General features: G+C 64.9%; 19 protein-coding genes. 4 read left to right on the top strand and 15 right to left on the bottom strand.

Features of this window, described 5'->3' with window-relative positions; translation table 11 throughout:
- Positions 1 to 239: 239 nt before the first annotated feature.
- Positions 240 to 1,283 carry a rod shape-determining protein gene (locus FQ705_RS14785; protein WP_144142149.1) on the top strand — a complete coding sequence of 348 codons (1,044 nt, stop codon included), beginning with the start codon at positions 240 to 242 and terminating at the stop codon, positions 1,281 to 1,283.
- Positions 1,284 to 1,296: 13 nt separating this feature from the next.
- Here the strand turns inward: FQ705_RS14785 and FQ705_RS14780 are convergent, their stop codons facing one another.
- The 14 genes from FQ705_RS14780 to FQ705_RS14715 all read right to left on the bottom strand — a co-directional run bounded on the left by FQ705_RS14780 (position 1,297) and on the right by FQ705_RS14715 (position 16,257).
- Positions 1,297 to 2,052, bottom strand: a complete 756-nt coding sequence (locus tag FQ705_RS14780) for a GntR family transcriptional regulator (protein ID WP_144142147.1) — start codon at positions 2,050 to 2,052, stop codon at positions 1,297 to 1,299.
- A 37-nt stretch (positions 2,053 to 2,089) separates the two neighbouring features.
- Positions 2,090 to 2,476, bottom strand: a complete 387-nt coding sequence (gene hpxZ, locus FQ705_RS14775; RefSeq protein WP_144142145.1) for an oxalurate catabolism protein HpxZ — start codon at positions 2,474 to 2,476, stop codon at positions 2,090 to 2,092.
- Positions 2,477 to 2,478: 2 nt separating this feature from the next.
- Positions 2,479 to 3,162: a cysteine hydrolase family protein gene (locus FQ705_RS14770; protein ID WP_144142143.1), complete on the bottom strand. Its 684-nt coding sequence runs from the start codon at positions 3,160 to 3,162 to the stop codon at positions 2,479 to 2,481.
- Positions 3,159 to 4,772 carry an ABC transporter ATP-binding protein gene (locus FQ705_RS14765; RefSeq protein ID WP_144142141.1) on the bottom strand — a complete coding sequence of 538 codons (1,614 nt, stop codon included), beginning with the start codon at positions 4,770 to 4,772 and terminating at the stop codon, positions 3,159 to 3,161. Before FQ705_RS14765 ends, FQ705_RS14770 begins: the two co-directional genes overlap by 4 nt.
- A gap of 1 nt (position 4,773) precedes the next feature.
- A complete protein-coding gene (locus tag FQ705_RS14760; protein ID WP_144142139.1) occupies positions 4,774 to 5,466 on the bottom strand; it encodes a cysteine hydrolase family protein in 693 nt (230 codons plus the stop codon).
- A 57-nt stretch (positions 5,467 to 5,523) separates the two neighbouring features.
- The gene (locus tag FQ705_RS14755; RefSeq protein ID WP_144142137.1) at positions 5,524 to 6,450 is read right to left on the bottom strand and encodes an ABC transporter permease; all 927 of its coding nucleotides are present in this window, start codon (positions 6,448 to 6,450) and stop codon (positions 5,524 to 5,526) included.
- Complete coding sequence (locus FQ705_RS14750) at positions 6,443 to 7,567, bottom strand: ABC transporter permease (RefSeq protein WP_144142135.1); 1,125 nt, start codon at positions 7,565 to 7,567, stop codon at positions 6,443 to 6,445. The genes FQ705_RS14755 and FQ705_RS14750 overlap by 8 nt, the downstream gene beginning before the upstream one ends.
- A 34-nt stretch (positions 7,568 to 7,601) precedes the next feature.
- On the bottom strand, positions 7,602 to 8,699 hold the full coding sequence (locus FQ705_RS14745; protein WP_144142133.1) for a BMP family ABC transporter substrate-binding protein: 1,098 nt from the start codon (positions 8,697 to 8,699) through the stop codon (positions 7,602 to 7,604).
- A gap of 23 nt (positions 8,700 to 8,722) precedes the next feature.
- Positions 8,723 to 10,573: an allophanate hydrolase gene (atzF, locus tag FQ705_RS14740; protein ID WP_144142431.1), complete on the bottom strand. Its 1,851-nt coding sequence runs from the start codon at positions 10,571 to 10,573 to the stop codon at positions 8,723 to 8,725.
- Between the two features lie 242 nt (positions 10,574 to 10,815).
- A complete protein-coding gene (locus tag FQ705_RS14735; RefSeq protein ID WP_144142131.1) occupies positions 10,816 to 11,532 on the bottom strand; it encodes a TetR/AcrR family transcriptional regulator in 717 nt (238 codons plus the stop codon).
- 88 nt (positions 11,533 to 11,620) lie between these two features.
- Positions 11,621 to 12,538, bottom strand: coding sequence for an ABC transporter permease (locus tag FQ705_RS14730; RefSeq protein WP_144142129.1), 918 nt, complete (start codon positions 12,536 to 12,538; stop codon positions 11,621 to 11,623).
- The gene (locus FQ705_RS14725; protein ID WP_144142127.1) at positions 12,538 to 13,635 is read right to left on the bottom strand and encodes an ABC transporter permease; all 1,098 of its coding nucleotides are present in this window, start codon (positions 13,633 to 13,635) and stop codon (positions 12,538 to 12,540) included. The genes FQ705_RS14730 and FQ705_RS14725 overlap by 1 nt, the downstream gene beginning before the upstream one ends.
- On the bottom strand, positions 13,632 to 15,278 hold the full coding sequence (locus tag FQ705_RS14720) for an ABC transporter ATP-binding protein (protein WP_186307853.1): 1,647 nt from the start codon (positions 15,276 to 15,278) through the stop codon (positions 13,632 to 13,634). Before FQ705_RS14720 ends, FQ705_RS14725 begins: the two co-directional genes overlap by 4 nt.
- A gap of 1 nt (position 15,279) precedes the next feature.
- Positions 15,280 to 16,257 carry a BMP family protein gene (locus FQ705_RS14715; protein ID WP_144142125.1) on the bottom strand — a complete coding sequence of 326 codons (978 nt, stop codon included), beginning with the start codon at positions 16,255 to 16,257 and terminating at the stop codon, positions 15,280 to 15,282.
- Positions 16,258 to 16,466: 209 nt separating this feature from the next.
- On the opposite strand from FQ705_RS14715, the gene FQ705_RS14710 reads away from it, so the two are divergent.
- Genes FQ705_RS14710 through FQ705_RS14700 form a run of 3 tightly spaced genes read left to right on the top strand, consistent with a single transcriptional unit; the run spans position 16,467 to position 20,060 of the window.
- A complete protein-coding gene (locus FQ705_RS14710) occupies positions 16,467 to 17,267 on the top strand; it encodes a cysteine hydrolase (RefSeq protein WP_144142123.1) in 801 nt (266 codons plus the stop codon).
- Entirely contained in the window at positions 17,264 to 18,463 is a 1,200-nt protein-coding gene (locus FQ705_RS14705; RefSeq protein WP_144142121.1) for an amidase, read from the top strand. The genes FQ705_RS14710 and FQ705_RS14705 overlap by 4 nt, the downstream gene beginning before the upstream one ends.
- A 10-nt stretch (positions 18,464 to 18,473) precedes the next feature.
- Positions 18,474 to 20,060 (top strand): gamma-glutamyltransferase family protein, encoded by a 1,587-nt coding sequence (locus FQ705_RS14700; protein WP_144142119.1) that lies wholly within the window; start codon positions 18,474 to 18,476, stop codon positions 20,058 to 20,060.
- 10 nt (positions 20,061 to 20,070) lie between these two features.
- Here the strand turns inward: FQ705_RS14700 and FQ705_RS14695 are convergent, their stop codons facing one another.
- Complete coding sequence (locus FQ705_RS14695) at positions 20,071 to 20,661, bottom strand: flavin reductase family protein (RefSeq protein WP_144142116.1); 591 nt, start codon at positions 20,659 to 20,661, stop codon at positions 20,071 to 20,073.
- Between the last annotated feature and the right edge of the window lie 4 nt (positions 20,662 to 20,665).

The raw sequence follows: 20,665 nt of genomic DNA, 5'->3' as shown, positions 1-20,665 counted from the left end.
GTTGCAAGGAGAATGCCTTGCCGTTGGCTTACGGTGTGTGCGCAGGCGCACGTTTCTTCGCGTCGTGACGGCGTTTTCGACGCTGGGGCATCGCAGGCCGTCCGTGAGCCGACATCCGTGCGACAAATCCCGAAACTGTTAAGCTTCCCACTCTTCCGACCCCGCTGGTCGGCGGCCGCCTTCCGGCGGCCCTCCCCAAAGGCGCTCTGGCGCCCGTTATCCGAGAGACAGGAATTTGCATGTTCGGTTTTTTGCGCGGCTATTTTTCCAACGACCTGGCCATCGACCTCGGCACGTCGAATACCCTGATTTACATGCGTGGCAAGGGCATCGTGCTGGACGAGCCTTCCGTGGTCTCGATTCGTCAGGAGGGTGGTCCTAACGGCAAGAAAATCATTCTGGCGGTCGGCAAGGAAGCGAAGCAGATGCTCGGCAAGGTGCCGGGCAACATCGAGGCGATTCGCCCGATGAAAGACGGCGTGATCGCCGACTTCAACATCACCCAGCAGATGATCAAGCGCTTCATCCAGATGGCGCACGAGACGCGTATGTTCGCGCCGTCGCCGCGCATCATCATCTGCGTACCGTGCGGCTCGACCCAGGTGGAGCGGCGCGCCATCAAGGAAGCCGCGCACAGTGCGGGCGCCTCGCAGGTGTATCTGATCGAAGAGCCGATGGCCGCGGCCACGGGCGCCGGCCTGCCGGTGTCGGAAGCAACCGGCTCGATGGTGGTCGATATCGGCGGCGGCACGACCGAAGTCGGCGTGATCTCGCTCGGCGGCATCGTCTATAAAGGCTCGGTGCGCGTGGGCGGCGACAAGTTCGACGACGCGATCGTCAACTACATTCGTCGTAACTACGGCATGCTGATCGGCGAACAAACCGCCGAGGCGATCAAGAAGGAAATCGGCTCCGCGTTTCCGGGCTCCGAAGTCAAGGAGATGGAAGTCAAGGGCCGCAATATGTCGGAAGGCATTCCGCGCAGCTTCACCGTGTCCAGCAACGAGATTCTCGAAGCGCTGACCGATCCGCTCAACCAGATCGTCTCGGCGGTGAAAATCGCCCTGGAGCAGACGCCGCCGGAACTCGGCGCGGATATCGCCGAGCGCGGCATCATGCTGGCGGGCGGCGGTGCATTGTTGCGCGACCTCGACCGTTTGCTGGCTGAAGAAACCGGCCTGCCGGTGTTCGTCGCCGAGGCGCCGCTCACTTGCGTGGTGCGTGGCTCGGGCATGGCGCTGGAACGCATCGACAAATTCGGCGGCGCGTTCTCTTACGACTGAACCCGAAGCGCGCTCAGGAAACGAAGGGCAGCTTGCTGTCGCGCGCGGCGGCGAGCATCGACAAGGTGATCTTGCGCACTTCCAGCTTGCTCTGTGTGACGTGCGCGCGCAGCAGGATGATCGCCTCGGTGAGACGATTGCGCTCGATCAGATTGAGCATGGTGGAGTGTTCGTCGTAGGTCGCGCTGGTGCGATGCGGTTTCAGAAAATCGAGCCGCCGCACGATGCGGATGCGCTCGGTCACTTCGTTATGTACCCGCAGCATTTCGGCATTGCCGGTGGCGGCAACCAGTTGACGGTGGAAGTTTTCGTCCATGCCGAACATCTTCACCGGATCGCTTTCACGCAGTTCGGGCGCCACGCACCAGACTGCCTTCAACCCTTCCACCGCCTCGTGCGCGACGTCGCCGCCCGCGCCAATGCGCTCCACCGCCGCTACTTCCAGCACGATGCGTAAATCGTAAAGCTGGTCCAGTTGATCGAAGTTGATCGGCGCCACTTTCCAGCCGCGCCGGAAACCCACTTCCAGATAGCCTTCCCGTTGCAGACGGAACAAACCGTCGCGCATCGGCGTGCGCGACACGCCATAGTGCTGCGCAATGCCGTTCTCCGAAAAGCGGTCGCCGGGAAACAGGCGAAAGCTGAAGATGTCGTTCTTCAACTGCTGATAGACCTGTTCGGCAAGCGGGTTGGCCGCAACAGGTGCCGCGGATGTCTCCTGCACACTCGAAGCACTCGGCTGCTCAAGCAGATTGGTCGGTTCGTTCATGAGGCCGGATTCCCCCTTTGTTCTTATTATCGACGTTTCACGGCGCGGCGATAAGACTGACGTGAGCCGCGACGATTTTCCAGCCTTCGGTTGGGCCGAGTCTCGCCCAGGTTTGCATCTGACGGCCGAGCAAAGGCGTGGCGTCGCTGGTGAATTCGGTGCTGACGGTGGCGAAGTCCGAGCCGAAGGTCGTGACCACCGTCCGATGCAGCGTGCGCGATTTCGGCACCGGCTGACAGCTCTCGCGCCAGAGGCGAATCGCTTCGCCGCCATGCTGGATTTCCGCAATGCCATAACGCACCGTTTCCGGCGTATTCCAGAAAAGCGCGTTCATCGCCGCGACGTCGTTGTCGACCAGCGCGCGCTCGTACTCCACGAAGGCCGCGCTTACCTGCGCGACGATGTCGGGCTGATTGACTTCCATACTCAGTGAGTCTCCTCGAGTTGCAACAAGGCGGAAAGAGGCGCGGTCCAGCCGACGATGCCGCCTTGCGAGCGCACCATGTCGAGCGTGGCCTGTTTGAAGGCCGGAATGTAACTGGCGGTCGCGTCTTCGACGAGCAGACTGTCGTAGCCGCGGTCGTTGGCTTCGCGCATCGAGGTCTGCACACAGACCTCGGTGGTCACGCCGGCAAAAAATAGATGCGTGATGCCGCGCATCGCCAGTTCTTCGCCAAGCCGCGTGGCGTAGAACGCGCCCTTGCCGGGTTTGTCGATCACGAGTTCGCCGGCTAGCGGCGCGAGCGTGTCGACGATCGCATTGCCGGGTTCATCGCGAATCAGGATGCGGCCCATCGGGCCGGTGTCGCCGATCCGCGCATTCGGTGCGCCGCGCAGGCGTTTGGCCGGCGGACAATCGGACAGGTCGGCCGCATGCGATTCGCGGGTGTGGATCACCAGCCAGTCATGCAGGCGTGCGAACGCGAGCAGATCGGCCACCGTCGGCACGATCTCCGCGAGCAGCGACACATCGTTGCCGAGCGATTCGCCGAAGCCGCCCGGCTCGATGAAGTCGCGTTGCATGTCGATCACGATCAGCGCGGTTTTCGCGGCCTCGAAAGTGAATGGGCTGGGTTGTGCGTCGATGGTCAGCATCTGGGCGGAAGTCATCCAATCGTTTCCTTCTGTTTTTCGGCGGGCACCACGGGCTGCGCGGGCGTATCGCCGTGGCCCGCCATATGCTGGCCGAGCACGGTTCGATCGGCGCGCGCGGCAGGCGTTTCGAACACCAGTTCGCCCTCGGCGATCACCATGATGCGGTCCGCGAGTTCCAGCAGTTCGTCCAGGTCTTCACTGACCAGCAGCACGGCTGCGCCCGCGTCGCGCGCCGCCATGATGCGCGCATGAATGTCGGCCACCGACGCGAAGTCGAGCCCGAAAACCGGATTGGCGACGATCAGCACGTCCACCGGTTGCCCGAGCTCACGAGCGAGCACCGCGCGCTGCACGTTGCCACCGGAAAGCGTGCCGATCGCGCGCTCCGGCACGGGCGGTCGCACATTGAATTCGCCGATCAATTGCACGGCACGCGCGCGCATCGCACCGCGGTCGAGCCACCAGCCGCCACGTCGCAGAGGTTCCCGGTCGAAGTCGCGCAGCGCGAGATTCTGCGCCACACTCATGCTGCCCACACAGGCGTTTTTCAGCGGTTCCTCGGGGATGGCGAACACGCGGCGTCGCGTCATCTGTTCTCGGGTCGCCTGATAAGGCTTGCCGGCGACCTGCATGTCGCCGGTCCTGACGCGCCGCTGGCCGACCAGCGCTTCCACCAGTTCCTTCTGACCGTTGCCGGACACCCCCGCAAGCCCGAGGATCTCGCCGGCTCGCACCGCCAGATTCGCATGCTTCACCGCCATGTGACCACGATCGTCTTCCACCGAGAAATCGCGCAGCGCAAGACGCACCTGCGCGGCTTCGTCGAGCGGCTTGCGCGCGATGCGCTCCACGGTCACGGCGGCCATCACGGGCGCGTCGCTCGTGGCGACCGTGCCCATCATCCATGCGGCGAGCTGGTCGCGGCTCGTGTCGGCCACCGCGGTCGTGCCGACCTGACGGCCTTTGCGCAACACAGTGACGTCGTCCGCGTAGGCCATCACTTCACGGAACTTGTGGGTAATCATCAGCACGGTCAGCTCGCCGCGCGTGGTGAGATCGCGCATCAGGCCGAGCACTTCGTCGGCCTCCTGCGGCGTCAGCACCGAGGTCGGCTCGTCGAGGATCAGGAAACGTTGCTGCAAATAGAGTTGCTTGAGGATTTCGAGTTTCTGCTTTTCGCCGGCTGCGAGCGCGGACACCGGCGTGTCGAGCGGCAAGCGAAACGGCATGCGCTGCATGAATGCGGTGAGCGCGGCCCGTTCCGCTTTCCAGTCGATTTTCCACGGCAGTCGGCCGCGTGCGAGCAGCAGGTTTTCTTCGACGGACAAGCCCGCGGCCAGCGTGAAATGCTGATACACCATGCCGATGCCGAGCGCCTGCGCATCGCGCGGCGAATGGATGTGGACTTCGCGGTCGTCGGCGGCGATCTGCCCTTCGTCGAGCACGCCGTAGCCCACCAGGCCCTTCACGAGCGTACTCTTGCCCGCGCCGTTCTCGCCGAGCAGCGCGTGGATCGTGCCGGGCTTGACCTTCATCGAGACGTCGTCGAGCGCGCGAAACGCACCGAACGATTTGCCCGCATGCAGCACTTCCACGCCCATGGCCTTGCGCGTCGGGGTCGACATGTCAGCCACCCAGCGTCTGGAGCAACGCGGTCGAGTCGGACACCGTGCCGAACACGCCGCCTTGCATGGTGATCATGTGCAGCGCGGCGTCGTGATTGCCCTGGTCGGTCGCGCCGCAGCAGTCGGCCAGCACCGTGCATTCGAAGCCGCGGTCGTTGCCCTCGCGCATGGTCGTGTGTACGCAGACGTCGGTCGTAATGCCGGTTAGCACGAGATTGTCGATGCCGCGCGTGCGCAGGATCAGTTCGAGATCGGTCGCGCAGAACGAGCCCTTGCCCGGCTTGTCGATGATGATCTCGCCTGCCAGCGGCTTGAGTTCGTCGATGATCTCCCAGCCCGGTTCGCCGCGCACGAGAATCCGCCCGCATGGGCCGTCGTCGCCGATACCCACGCCGTTCGTGCCCGCGCGACGGCTGCGCCAGCGTTTGTTGGCAGGCAGATCGGAGAGGTCGGGCCGGTGGCCTTCACGCGTATGGATGATCGTGAAGCCCTGTTCGCGCATGACTTTCAGCACGCTGTTGATCGGCTCGATCGGCGCGCGCGTGTTCGAGAGGTCGTAGCCCATCTTGTCGACGTAGCCGCCGTGGCCGCAAAAGTCCGTCTGCATGTCGATGATCACGAGCGCCGTGTTCTCCGGGCGCAGGTTGCCGTCGTAGGGCCACGGGTACGGTTTGGCTTCGATGAATCGGGTCATGGTCGGATATCCTGTGTGAGTTCGCTAAAACAAAGATCCTGAATCGGCACGGCGCGATCAGCGAGTCAGACTCAGTTCGCCAGGTGCACCCGCGAGCGTGCGATCCGGCCGGCAATTGATGATCATGATCACGAGCGTCAGCACGTACGGTGCGGCGTTGTAGAGGTAGTAGCCGCTCGTCACGCCAACGGCCTGCAACGCGGGGCCGAGCGCACCGGCCGCGCCGAACAGCAAGGCGGCCCACAGGCAGCGCAACGGCTGCCAGCGCGCGAAGATCACCAGGGCAACCGCCATCAGACCTTGCCCGCTGGAGAGCCCCTCGTTCCAGCTGCCGGGATACACGAGCGAAAGATAGGCGCCGCCGATTCCAGCGAATACGCCGCCTACCGCCGTTGCCGCGATCCGTACGCGGGTGAGCGGATAGCCCATCGCGCGCGCCGTTTCGGCGTGATCGCCGACCAGGCGCAGCACCATCCCCCACCGCGTATTGCGCAGGCCCCATTGCAGAACGAAGGCGAGCACCACGCCGATCACGAACAGCAGGTTCAGATGCAGCGCGTTATGCAGTTGCGGCGACGAGGTCCATGTGCCGAGATCGATGAACGGCAGCATCGGCGCTTGCGGCTCGATGAAAGGTTTGCCGAGGTAGAACGCGAGTCCGGTGCCGAGCAGCATCAACGCGATGCCGAAGGCAATGTCCGATACACGCGGCAACGAGCAGACGAGCCCGTGCAGGCAGCCGAGCAGCAGCCCCACCAGACCGGCGGCGAGCACACCGACCCACGGCGAGCCGCTCAGAAACGCACCGGCGTAGCCGCTCATCGCGCCGGACACGAGAATGCCTTCGAGGCCGAGATTCACGCGGCCGCCTTTCTCGGTCAGACATTCGCCGATACTCACGAACAGATACGGCGTACTGACGCGGATCGCACCGGCGAACAGCGACAGCAACAGGATCACGATGGGCGAGTGCATATCAGGCATGAGTGCGCTCCAGTTGCACGGGAAGATCGGTTTGCGCGGCGGCCTGCAACTTCACGCGCCACGCGGCGATGCGGCCGCCGAGCGCTTCCCACGCCAGCAGGTTGGCGAACAGCAGGCCTTGCAGAACGAGCGTGGTGGCGTCGGGTAGATCGAGATGCCGTTGCAGCAGACTGCCGCTCGCCTCGATGCCGCCGATCATCAGCGCACAGGCGATGATCGCGAGCGGATTCTGGCGCGCGGCAAACGCGACGAGAATGCCCGCGTAACCGTAGCCCGCCAGCAGCGAGGCATTCGCACTGCCCTGCACGGCCGCGACTTCGAACATGCCGCCGAGGCCCGCCGCTGCGCCACCGAGCACGCACGCCGTCAGCGCCAGCAGGTTGACCGGCAGACCCACCAGACGCGCCGCGCGATTGCTGCCGCCCACCACGCGCATGGCGAAGCCCCTGGTGCTGAACTTGACGAACACCCACGCCGCGATGCAGGCGACGATGCCCCAGACCAAACCCCAATGCGTGTCGAGTCCGGGGATCGAGCCGATCATCATCGAGTCGGGCACCGGCAGCGTGGACGGTTTGTTGAGACTGGCGGGATCGCGCAGGGGTCCTTCCACGAGATGCTTGAACAGCGCAATCGCGATGTACGACATCAGCAGGCTACTGATCGTCTCGTTGACGCCGCGCCATTGCCGCAACGCGCCGACCGCACCGATCCACACGCCGCCCGCCAGCATGCCGGCGAGCGCCATCAACGGCGTGGCGATGAGCCAGGGCGTGCCGTGCGGCAGCATCTGTGGAACGATGGCTGCGCACATGCCGCCGAGTGCCAGCGCGCCCTCGCCGCCGATCACGATCAGCCCGACCTGAGCGGGCAAGGCCACGCACAAGGCGGTCAGCATCAGCGGCGCGGCGCGCAGCAAGGTGCTTTGCCACGCGAACGACGAACCGAACGCGCCCTGAAAGATCAGCACGATGGCATCGAGCGCCGGCTGCCCCTGCACCAGCAGGAACAGCGAAAACAGCAGCAGGGTGCCGAGCACCGCCAGCACCGTAGGCAGCGCTGGCAGGAGCGCGAGCATCACTCTCGCGGCAGAGGCATTGGGGGCATGGGCACGCATCGCGGCTCCTTCGTTCAAACAAACACCGCCGTCGTCAGATCTGGCCGACGACGCCCGCGACCAGGTAGTTCATGCTTTCCAGCGTGTAGTCGCTCTGCCCGTGACTCGCGCCTGAGGCAATTGCCACGCCGCCCTTGTTGTCCTTCATCGGGCCTTTGAAGATCACGAAGTTGCCGGCCACCATGCTGCTTTTGATCGAGTCGGCGTTTTGCTTGGCGGCGGCGGTAACTTTCGGGCCATACGCCGACATCTTCACGAAGCCTTCCTTCAGGCCGCCACGCAATACGTTGGGTTGCGGCGTGCCGGCTTGCGCGCCCGTCACCAGTTGCCGGTACGGCGTCGCCCAGTCCCATTCCGCGCCGGTCAAATAGCCCTTGGGTGCAAGCGCGGCCTGGCTCGCGTGATAACCACAACTCATTGCGCCGCGTTTTTCGGCGGTCTCGACCACCACCTTCGGGCCGTCGACGTGGCAGGTCAGCACATCGCAGCCCTGATCGACGAGACTGTTGGTCGCTTCGGCTTCCTTGACCGGCATCGACCAGTCGCCCGTGAAAATCACCTGAGTGGTGATCGACGGATCGACCGACTGTGCGCCGAGCGTGAACGAATTGATATTGCGCAGCACCTGCGGAATCGGTTTGGCCGCGACGAAACCGAGCTTCTTGCTCTTCGTCATGTGACCCGCGACCACGCCGTTCAGGTACTGGCACTCGTCGATGTAGCCGAAGTAGCTGGTGATGTTCGACGGGTTGCCCTGCTTCCACAAACCGCCGCAGTGGGCGAATCGCACCTTCGGATACTTCGCCGCCATTTTCAGCACGTGCGGGTCGAAGTAGCCGAACGAGGTCGCGAAGATCAGCGTGGCGCCGTCCTGCTCGATCATCGCTTCCATGGTCTTTTGCACGGCGATGGTTTCAGGCACGTTCTCCTCTTCCACCACCTTCACGTCCGGCATTTTCTTGATCACGGCGGCGGCTTGCGCCTGCGCCTGGTTGTAACCATAGTCGCCGCGCGCGCCGACGTAGATCACGCCGACGGTGGTTTTCGGCGCAGCGAACACCGACTGGATGGGCAGAATGTTGCCGAGCGTCAGCAGACTGGCGCTCTTGATGAAATGGCGGCGGCTGGTCATGGTGTCCGATTCCTGATCGAAGGTTAAAGAGCGATGGGCTGTGTGGTTGCCGAGGGCTTGTCCGTCAGACTGGCGAGGTATGCGAGCCAGCCGCCGAACGAGGTGATGTCGAGCGCGCCGCTCTCATCCGCGACGGCGGACGGTTCGCAGATAAAGCCCTTCACGGTATGGCCGCTCGCGAGTTGCAGCGTGCCGATGCCGAGCGGCGCGGGCACCTCGGCTACGAATTTGCCGAAGGTGCGCAACGGGACCTGCCAGAGTTCAATGGCGATCGGCTGGCCTTGCCCCTGCCCTTGCGCGATGCGAACGAGGCCGGGTTTCGGCGGCTGCGTTCCGGCGAGCGCGTAGAGCTTGTAGTCCGGCGCGGTGTGAGTCGCTTCGACGAAACGTGCGCCCGCTTCCTGCAGTTGCCAGTTCAGCGGCTCGCCGCGCAGATGCGCGCCGACCACCGCAAGCGTGACAGTCGGCTCCTGGAACGGCAGCGGTTCGATGCCCGTCGCATTCGTATCGGCGCCGGCGGCATCGCCCGCGTCGGCAAACAGCGCCTGAATCCGCGCACCGAGTTCGGCGAGACGCCGGTCGGCGCCGCTCGGCGCGATCAGCGTGACGCCGGCGGGCAGACCGTCGCTGCGGCGCTGGCAGGGCACCGCCAGCGCGCACAGATCGAGCAGGTTGACGTAATTCGTGTAGAGACCGAGCTGGCTATTCAGTTCGACCGGATTGGCCTGCACGTCGGCGATCAGCGGATGCGTCGGCGTCGTGGGCACGACCAGGATGTCGATCGTTTCGAAGAGCGCCTCGGCATGGCGTTTCAGGTCGGCGAGCGCGTATTGGCCGTTGAACGCGTCCGCGGCGCTGAATTGTGCGGCCTTGCCGATCACGCTGGCGACGACCGGATCGATTGCCTCGTGATGCGTTTCGAAAAACGTGCCGAGCGCGGCACGCCGTTCCGCGACCCACGGGCCGTCGTAAAGCAAGGCGGAGACCGCCTTGAGCGGCCCGAAGTCGATCGTCTGGCTCGGCAGATGCAGATGCGTGGTGAGCGAGTCCAGCGCTGCGGAGAAGGCCTGGCTCGCAGTCGCGTCGCCATAGAATTCGAGCTGTTCCGGCACGCCGATGCGCGGCGCCGAACGCAGCAAGCCGAGACTCGGCACTTTGCGCGAGAAGCCGTCGAGCGCGTCGAAGCAGGCGATCTCGCTGAACACGCGCCATGCGTCGTCGACGTCGTGCGCGAACACCGAGATCGTGTCGAGGCTGCGGCACGCCGGCACCACGCCGCGTTTGCTGACGAGTCCCAGCGAAGGCTTGAGGCCCACGAGCCCGTTGAATCCCGCCGGCACGCGGCCGGAGCCGGCGGTGTCGGTGCCGAGCGAAAAAGCCACGCATCCCGCCGCCACCGCGACCGCCGAGCCCGAGCTCGAGCCGCCCGAGACGCGCAGCGGCGACTCGGTGTGGCGCACCGCGCCGAACGGCGAGCGCGTGCCGACCAGGCCAGTGGCGAATTGATCGAGATTGGTCTTGCCGATCAGGATCGCACCGGCGTCGAGCAGACGTTGCACGGCGAAGGCGGACGCCTCCGGCGTATAGACGAACGGTTCGCACGCGGCCGTGGTCGGCAAGCCGGCGACGTCGATGTTGTCCTTGACCGCGAACGGCACGCCGAACAAAGGCATCTGCGCAAAGATGGCGTTGCCTTGGGCTGCGTATAAAGCTTCCAGCGTCCGGGCGCGTGCTTGCACCTCGGCGGACGGCACACGCAGGATCCAGACTTCAGGCCGGTCGATGGCATCGATTTGCGCCAACGCCGCGGTTGCAGTCTGGCTCGGTGTGAGGCTTCCCGATGCGTAGGCGTCGAGGAGTCCTTTGACGGTCATGGGTAACGAATTTGGCACCTGTTTTTCCTTGAGTTCAATCTTGAATACAAGTTTGGACTCAACTTAGCAGGAGGTATGCCAAGTGCGTGATGTAACCCGGAAAATCCTTGCAAACCCTTGACCAGCGCATCTGCATGGCAAAGTTTCAGGCAGCCTGCCTTGCTTGCAGGTACCTTTCGCCGTGGCGGCGGCGGTGCATCGCTCACCAACTCGGGGCTCTCACGCCCCGCATTCGCACCCGGCTATGCCGCCCCTGTCACCACGAACGCGCGCACCATCTCATGCGCCTGTGCCTTGTGATCTTCCTGCCACTGCTTCGCCAGCATGTCGGTGTTGAAGATGCGCGACAGCGTATAAGCGTTCGACTTATGAAACGAACAGAGACTCACGAGCGCGACATACAGATGCAGCGGGTCCATGCCCCGGCGCAACGAGCCGTCGTTTTCGCCACGCGCGATCACGGTGCTCAGCAGCGCGAGCACCGGCGACGACATCTCCGGAATCGCGCTCGAACGTTTCATCACGCGAGCGCGATTCAGATTTTCGAACGACAGCAACTTGGACAGTTCGGGATGCGCCGCGAAATGCCCTTCGATGAAATCGTAAAGCTGCACGATGGCCGTGACCGGCTCGATCTGGTCGACGTCGAGCTTGAGTTTCAGTTCGGCTTCACGCAGCCGCGCCAGCACGAATTCGAGCACCTCCAGATAGAGCGCTTCCTTGCCGCCGAAGTAGTGATAGATCATGCGGATGTTGACCTTCGAGCGGCTGGCGATCGTCTCGACGCGCGCGCCGCTCAGGCCTTTGTCCGAGAACTCGGCTATCGCGATCCTGAAGATCCGCTGACGGGTCGCCGCCGCGAGCTTCTGACGCTGGGTCGCGGGCGCCGTCGACGATGCAGCCGAGGACGGGTTGGCGGCGGGGGTTGCGTAACCTGATCGGGCTGAAGCTCGTGTCATAAGGTCAAAGCGAATTAAAGCCAAACGGCTGCATGGTGGCATCGACAGGACGCGCCGGGGCGCGCCTGCTGGCATTGTAAGCGCCGCCTCAGCGCCTGAACGGCTGGGTCAGCGCAAGCGGCGCGGTTTGCCGGCCGATCAACCCTGCCACCGCGATCAGCGCGAGCAGATACGGCAGCATCACCAGCAGCGCGGTCGGCACATGCACGCCGATCAGCGGCAACTGGAATTGCAACGCGCTCGCCGCGCCGAACAGCAAACACGCGCCCACCGTGCGCCCGATCTTCCAGTTGCCGAAGATGATCGCGGCAATCGCCAGATAGCCGGAGCCGCTCGTCATACCTTCGGTGAACGTGTGAATGTCGCCGATCGAAATGAAGCAGCCTGCCGCGCCTGACATGAGGCCGGAAAACAGCACCGCACCATAGCGGAGTCTGGTCACCGAGAGCCCGGATTGATCGACCGATTTCGGCGCTGCGCCCACCGCATGCAGCGCGACGCCGAGCGCAGTGCGGCGCATCACGAGCGACGTGGCGAGCAGAATCGCAAGGCCGAGATAGACGAGCCACACCTGATGAAACACCGGCTCGCCGATCACGGGAATCGCACCGAGCCCCGGCGGCGACCAGCGCGCCAAACCCGGAATCACGGCGCTCGAACGCTCGCCGAACATCTCGCGATACGCGAGCGTCGTCGCGCCGAGTGCGAGGATATTGATGCCGATGCCCGTCACGATCTGATTGGCTCGCAAGGTCACGCTCAGGAACGCTTGCAGCAAGGCGATCGGCAACACGCCGAGCATGCCGATGGCGAGCCCGAGCGTCGCATTGCCGGTCGCCCATGCGCCGGCCGCGCCAAGGAAAGCGCCCGAGAGCATCATGCCTTCCACGCTCATATTGAGCACACCGGCGCGCTCGCTGATCAACTCGCCGGTCGATGCCAGCATCAAGGGCGCCGCGAAGCGAATCGACGAGCCGACGAAAACCGCCACGAATTCCGCATTCATTACCGTGCCCCTTTGGGTTCGAGCCACAACGAACCGCCCGCCAGCGCGACGATCACGATGCCCTGCACCACCAGCACCAGCGCCGACGGCACCTGCGCCACCATTTCCATATTGATGCCGCCCGAGCGCAGAAAGCCGAACAGCAGCGCCGCCGCGCACACGCCGGTGATCGAGCCGCGCGCGAGCAGGCCAACCACGAGGCCGTCGAAACCATAGCCCGAGGAAAAGCCCGCCTTCAGCGAGTACTGGTCGCCCTGCAACATCAACGCACCGGCGAGACCGCCCAGCGCGCCCGCCAGGGCCAGCGCGCCGACGATCGTCGACGTGATCGGCATGCCCGCGCGCCGCGCGGCCAGCGCGTTCAGACCGACCGCGCGCAGATGCATGCCGAAGCGGCTGTACAGCAGCGCGATCGCCACCGCGACGCACAGCACGATGGTGACCGGCAAACCGATATGCAGGCCCGTCGAGCTCGCACTGGAGAGCATGGGCAGCTTCGTCGAGTCGGGAATATCCAGTGATTCGGGCAGCGTCGCCCCGTTGCTCATCGGCTGACGCAGCAGTGTTTCGGATTGCACGCACCAGTAGAGAAACCAGACTGCGATGAAGGTCAGCAGCAACGTGCTGATCACTTCATTGGTGCCCGCGCGCGCTTTGAGCCAACCCGGAATCGCGCCCCACACGGCGCCCGCGAGCGCGGCCGCCAGCATCGGCACGATGAACGCCAGGCCAAACGGCAGATGCGCCACGTGTCCATAGAGACTCACCGCCGTGGCCGCGATGCCGCCCATCGCGATCTGCCCTTCTCCACCAACGTTGGTCAACTGCGCGCGATTGGCCAGCACGAAGCCGCTGCCCACCAGCGCAAACACGAGGCTGCGATTGACCGACGCGCCGATCGCATACGCCGAGCCCCAGGCGCCGTCGGCGAAGGCCGCGAGCGCGTCGCCGAGCGGCACGTGGACGATCGCGATCAGCGCCAGCGCCGCCGCGATCGCGACGAGCGCCGCACCGCCCAGCACGGCGGCGGTTCGCACGCGCCGCGAACCGCGCCAGCCGGCGCGGGTGAAGCTTGCCAATGAAGTGGTCGGAGTCATGCTGTCTGCCCTGCCATCCATGCGCCAATGCGCTCGCGTTGAAGAGTGAGTTGCGACGCATCCGGCACACAGGTGCCCATGATGCGGCCGCGATACATGACGAGAACGCGGTCGGCCACCGACAGCAACTCGTCGAGTTCGGACGAGATGAGCAGCACGCCCACGCCCTCGTCGCGCGCCGCGCGAATGTGGTCGTAGACGGCGGCCACCGCGCCGACGTCGAGTCCGCGTGTCGGTTGCGCGGCGACCAGCACGGCGAGGCCGTCGAGCGTCAACTCTCGCGCCAGTACGGCTTTCTGCTGATTGCCGCCCGAGAGTCCGCGAAACGCCACATCGGGGCTGGCCGCGCGCACGTCGAAACGCTGCATCAGCGCGCGCGCATCGCGCCGCATCGCGCGACGCCGCATGAAGCCGCGCCGCGCATAGTCGTCGAGGCGATTGAGAAAGAGGTTGTCGGTCAAGCTCATGTCGGGCACGCAGCCGACCGCGTGACGGTCTTCCGGCACCACGCCGACGCCCGCCTTCGTCAAGGTCTGCGGCGCGGCCTGGGTGCAGTCTTTACCCTGCACGAAAAAACGCCCCGCGCTCGCCTTCTGCATGCCGGCGAGTACCGCGCCGAGTTCGCTCTGGCCATTGCCTTCCACTCCCGCAATGCCGACGATCTCGCCACGGTTGACCACCAGCGTGCAGTCTTCGAGGCGCGTCACGCCGTCCGCGTCGCGCACGGTCAGGCCGTCGATCTGTAACGCTTCGTCGGCGAGCGGACGGCCGTAGGGCGACGCACTGAGCGTGGCCGAACGCGGCGCCGCGTTTGTCCGTGCGTGCAGGATCGCGGCTGGCGTGCCGTGGTGTTCATCATTGCCTGGCCGCTGAATCATGGCTCGCACGAGCGCGTCGACATCGGTGGACGGCGTGCTCGAACGTGCCACGACGCGCCCGCTTTGCAGCACGGTCGCGCGATCGGCGATACGACGGATCTCGGCCAGCTTGTGCGTGACCAGCACCACCGCGCAGCCGCGCGTGACCACGCGGGCGCAGGTGTCGAGCAAGGCGTCGATTTCCGCCGGCAACAGCACCGCGGTCGGCTCGTCCAGCACCAGTAGACGCGGCTCGCGAATCAGACACTTAACGATCTCGACGCGCTGCTTTTCGCCCACCGACAAGTCCGCGACGCGTGCATCAGGATCGAGCGTGAGCCCGAGTTCCGCCACCAGGGTGCGCACGCGCGCGGCCTCGCGTTGGCGATCGAGCCAGCCACGCACCTGACCGAGCAGCAGGTTGTCGAGCACGCTCACGTCTTCGACCAGGCTGAAATGCTGATGCACCATCGCGATCCCGTGCGTCAACGCATCGCGCGGACTCTGCGGCCGATACGGCGCACCGTCGAGCCACATGGCGCCCGCGTCGGGCTGGTGCACGCCGAACATCACGTTGCACAGCGTCGACTTGCCCGCGCCGTTTTCGCCCAGCAGGCAATGCACTTCGCCCGCGAAGAGTTCGAGCGAGACATCGCCCAACGCCTGAAACGCGCCGAAGCGTTTGACGATGCCTTCCATGCGCAGCACCGCGGCGCGCGGTGCATCGTCAGCCGCCTGCGCGCTCAGGTCGGCCGCCGCGGTAGCAGAAGGGGAAATCGCGTCCATGTCAGCCTTCGGAGACCTTGATCTTGCCGCTTTCGATGTCTTCTTCGATCTGCTTGATCTTCGTCGACATCTCCGGGGTCGGCTTGCACACGACCATGCCCGACGCCTTCGGGCCCATCGCCAGACCGAACGCCTTATAGCCGGGCTGCCACGTACCGGCCGCCATCTGGTCGATCGCGTACTGCACCTGATAGCCGACGCCGGTGATCGAGTACGCGATATACAGCGGGTCGGTGCCACAGCGATCCGTATAGCTGCCGATCACATGCGTGTGCTTCTCGTTGGCGGCCTGCTCCATGCCGCGCAAGCCGAGATTGAGAATGTGATAGTGAACGTCCGCGCCTTGCGAGATCGCGGCGAGCGTCGCTTCCTTCGCTTTCGACACGTTGTCGAAGTCACCCGTGTAGCTCTCGAAGTATTTGATTTTCGGATTGATCGAGCGCGCGCCGTTGCCGAATTCCTTGCCCGCATTGACGATCGACGGAATCTCCATGCCGCCCACGTAGCTGACCGCGCCGTTCTTCGACAGCATCGCCGCGGCCGCGCCGGCCACGTAGGCGATCTCGGCCTGCTTAACGTCATAGCCGGCCACGTTCGGCGGCATGTCCTGCCCCTTGTTGCCGCCGACGATCGCGAACTTCACATTGGGAAAGCGCCGGGCGATCTTCAGCACCGAAGCCTGCGTCTGTCCGCCCACGCCGATCACCAGCTGGTTCTTCGAAGCCAGATTGGTCAACGCCTGTTCCATGTCGGCGTAGTTGATGTTCTCGATCATCTGCGTCTTGAGCTTCGGGCCGAGTTCTTTCTGCGCGGCGACCAGACCGTCATAGCCGGACTCCATCCAGCCCTTGTCCGACTTCGAGCCGGGAATCAGCACACCGACGCGCAGCGGATCGGCCGCCACCGCATGCATCGCGCTGGTGGATGCGGCGAGTGCGACGACGCAGGTAGCGAGGGTTTTGAACTTGACGATCGACATTCTGGCATTCCTTTTGCGTTGAGTTTCGGTAAGTAGGTTATTCATGAACGAAAGCAATGCAACTTCGATGCCATCCCGTAGTTCCGGCAGCATCTGGCCTTCGTTCCAGGCTGGCGGAAACAGCGCATCGAACGCGGCTCATGACGCGCTCGAACGACGTCCCCGCCACCTCAGTTCACTCGCGATTCAGACCCGATGGAGAAGCTTCGATGAAACAGCACGACGCATATGGCACAAGCGTTTCCGGTCAGTTGGGGCGCGACGGCCGGCCCCGCTGGAGCGCCAGCGCGACGCTCGTCGACATGGCCTTGCCGGCGCCCGCACCGGTCGTCGCGACGCTGCCGTGCGAGCCGCAAAACGTGCGGATCGATCTGCGCAGCACGGCGATCATCGTGATCGACATGCAAAACGACTTCTGCACCAAGGGAGGATGGGTTGCCCAGATTGGGGGCGATTTCGATGTGGACCGCGCGCCGATTGCACCATTGCAGCGCCTCCTGCCCGTGCTGCGCAAAAACGGCGTGCCGGTCATCTGGGTGAATTGGGGCAATCGCCCCGACCTCGCCAACATGCCGCCGAACCAGTTGCATCTATATAAGCCGACCGGCACCGGAACCGGTCTCGGCGAGCCGCTCGCGAGCAACGGCTCGCATGTGCTCGAAAAGGATTCGTGGGCGGCGGCCGTGGTCGACGAACTCGCGCCGCTGCCGGAAGATATCTGCGTGGACAAGTACCGGATCAGCGGCTTCTGGGACACGCCGCTCGACAGCATCCTGCGCAACCTCGGCATTCGCACGGTGATGTTCGCGGGTGTCAATACCGATCAGTGCGTGATGCATTCGCTGACAGACGCCAATTTTCTGGGCTATGGCTGCGTGCTGGTGGAGGACTGTTGCGCGACGTCGTCGCCGGACTTCTGCACGCAAGCGACCGTGTGGAACGTGAAGAAATGCTTTGGCTTCGTCACCGATTCGGTGCGGATCGTCGACGCGCTGGCGGACGTTGCATGAACGCGAGTGCGTTTGTCCCCGGCCCGCCTGTGCGAGTGGTTGCGACGTCGGGTGGAGCGCTCGACGGGTTGCGCTTTGCGGTGAAGGACCTGATCGACGTCGCCGGCGTGACGACGGGCGGCGGCAATCCGGATTGGCTCGCAAGCCATACCGCAGCCCTCACCCATGCGCCCTGTGTGGATGCCCTCCTCGCGGCCGGCGCGATGCTCGACGGCAAGACCCTCACCGACGAACTCGCCTATAGCCTCGAAGGCGCGAACCATCATTACGGCACGCCGCTCAATCCGCGCTGGCCGCATGCGTTGCCGGGGGGCTCGTCGAGCGGCTCGGCGTCGGCGGTGGCAGGCGGCGCGGTGGACTTTGCTCTCGGCACCGACACGGGCGGTTCGGTGCGTGTGCCCGCGGCGTTTTGCGGGCTGTTCGGTATGCGCCCGACTCACGACGCGATCCCGCTCGACGGCGTGCTGCCGTTTGCGCCGCGCTTCGATACGGTGGGCTGGTTCGCGCGGTCGATCGACGTGCTGGCGGCAGTGGGCAACGTCTTGTTGCCTGAGGCGCCAGGCACCCCTGCTGTTCCAGAGCAACCCATGCGCCTCATTCGCGTCAACGAAGCCTTCGCGGCCCGCGCCCGCCACGAACCTGACGATGCCGCGCGGCTCACCGCCATCGCCGAATCGTTGGGCGCACAGACGTCACTCGATATGTTCGACGGCGACGGCTCACGCTGGCTCGCGTGCTACCAGGCCGTGCAAGACCACGAAATCGACGCCTCGCTAGGCGACTGGATCCGTTCGACGCGGCCACGATTCGGCCCATCCATCGCCCCTCGCTTCGCGCGGCTCGATACGCTAGATAAGCAACATGCCGCCCACTGGTACGCGGTTCTGCGTGAGTTGCGTGCCGCTTCGGACACGCTGTTCGAATCAGAGAACGTCATCTTGCTACTGCCCACCACACCCGTTGCGCTCTTGCCCAAAGACGCCTCGAACGAGACGCTCGGCGCCTTCTACCAGGACGCGCTCACGATGAATTCGATCGCCGCGTTCGGCGGCCTGCCGCAAATCACGCTCCCGTTTGCCGACGCCATCGACCGTCCGCTCGCGCTCTCGATCGTCGGTCCGCGCGGCAGCGATCGCGCCTTGCTGGGCATCGCGCGCGATCTATACTCGCGACACGCTTCGGCGAACCTTCGGTAGCGGAGCCTTTATGCAGAATCCAATACTCGCCGGCACGCGCGGCGGCATGGTCACCAGTCCGCATGCGCTCGCGAGCGAAGCGGGCCGCGACGTGCTGCGCGCGGGCGGCAACGCAATCGAAGCGGCCATCGCCATCGGCGCGGCGCTGTGCGTGACGTATCCGCATTTCACCGGATTGGGCGGCGACGCATTCTGGGTGATCGGCGATCGGCACGGCATGTTGCGCACGATCTCGGGCATCGGCCAGGCCGCCGCGCAACTGCCCGCGTACGACGCTGCGATTCCGTCGCGTGGCGCGGCAGCCGCGATCACCAGCGCCGCAACCGTCGACACGTGGCATCAGGCTTACGAGATCAGTCAGTGCGCGTGGGGTGGCACGCAGCCCTGGTCGTCGCTCTTCGACCGCGCGCTCGACTACGCCACCGAAGGGTTCCCCGTCACGCCGTCGCAGCATTTCTGGCAAAGCCTGCGCGCCGACGAATTGCGCACCCTGCCCGGTTTCGCGACGACATTCGCGCCGCACGGGCGGATTCCCGCAATCGGCGAGCGCTTCGTTCAACCCGCGCTGGCGAAGAGCCTCAAGCGGATTGCACGCTTCGGCGCGCGCGAATTCTATGAAGGCGACCTGGCTGGGCAAATCGCGCGCGGACTGCGCGAGGCCGGCTCACCACTGCGTTCGAGCGACCTCGCCCGCACCCACGCCCGCGACGAAGCGCCCTTGCGCGTGGCCTATCGCGGCGGCGAACTCGTCAGCATGCGCCCGCCCACTCAGGGCGTCACGACCTTGCAGATCATGGGCATCCTGGATCGCTTCGACCTTGCCGCGATTCCGGAAGGTAGCGCCGACTACTATCATCTTCTGGTCGAGGCAGTGAAATGCGCATTCGTCGATCGCGACCGCTTCGTCAGCGATCCGGACTTCAATGCGGTGCCGGTCGAGCAGATGCTGTCGGCCGCTGCGCTCGATGCGCATGCCCGCGTCATCAGCCAGCGTGAAGCGCGCGCGTGGCCGCATCTGTTCCGCCCCGGAGACACCGTCTTCATCGGCGCGACGGATAGCGCAGGCCGTAGCGCGAGCGTGTTGCAAACGGTCTACTTCGATTGGGGCAGCGGCGTGGTAGCGGGCGATACCGGCATTCTGTGGCACAACCGCGGCGCGTCGTTCAGCACGAATCCCGCGCATCACAATGCCGTGCAGCCGGGCAAGCGGCCATTCCATACGCTCAATCCCGGCATGTATCTGCGCGACGGCCGGCCGCATCTGCTATTCGGCACGCAAGGCGCCGATGGTCAGCCGCAGACGCTCGCCGCGATTCTCACGCGTTTGATCGATTACGGTATGGACCCGCTCGCGGCCCTTGCCCGTCCGCGCTTTCTGCTCGGCCGAACCTTCTCCGATGCGCGCGATGCGTTGAAGCTCGAAGCGGACGCGGGCACCGAAGTATTCGAAGCGCTCGCCGCGCGCGGTCACGAGGTCAGCGCCATTCCAGCACAGAGTCCGCTAGCGGGACATCCTGGCGTGATTCGCATCGCGGCGGACGGCTCGGCCACGGGCGCACACGACCCGCGCAGCGACGGCCGCGCCCTCGGTGTTTGATGCCGGCGATTCAACCCAGCGTGAACCTGTCGCGCGTCGTGATGTAGTCGCTCGCGCCGAAGCGGCCCACCGGAAAGTAATGCTGCAAGCGCACGCGCCACGTTTCGGTGTCGATCAACTCATCGCGTGCATGCAGCCGATGCACCCGGCCGATGAAAATCTGCCGGCTGCTCGTCTCCAGCGTCTCCCAGATCGTGCACTCGAAGGCCACCGGCGCTTCGGCAATACGCGGCGGCGCGACGTGCGAACTCGGCACCGGCGTCAAGCCGACTTCGGCGAGTTCGCTCACGTTGGGCGGCAGGCGCTCGCCGCAGCGATGCATTTTTTCGGCGATGGCTTCGTCGGCGAGATGCACGACGAACTCGCCGGTGCGCACGATGTTGACCGCCGTATCCTTCAGCGTGCCGTCGGACACCCGGTTGATGCTGATCATCACGATCGGCGGTTCTTCGCCGAGCATATTGAACATTGAGAACGGCGCCGCGTTGACGGTGCCGTCCGCACCGAGCGTCGTGACGAGCGCAATCGGACGCGGCACGATCAGGCTCGCCATCAGCTTGTAACGCTGGTATTCGGTGATCGCTTCGAAATCGATTTCCATGCTG

The organism is Paraburkholderia sp. BCC1884 (genome assembly GCF_900996225.1).
Classification (GTDB): domain Bacteria; phylum Pseudomonadota; class Gammaproteobacteria; order Burkholderiales; family Burkholderiaceae; genus Paraburkholderia.
Note: the sequence above shows the minus strand (reverse complement) of the source record. Positions and strands in the feature narration are given on the sequence as shown.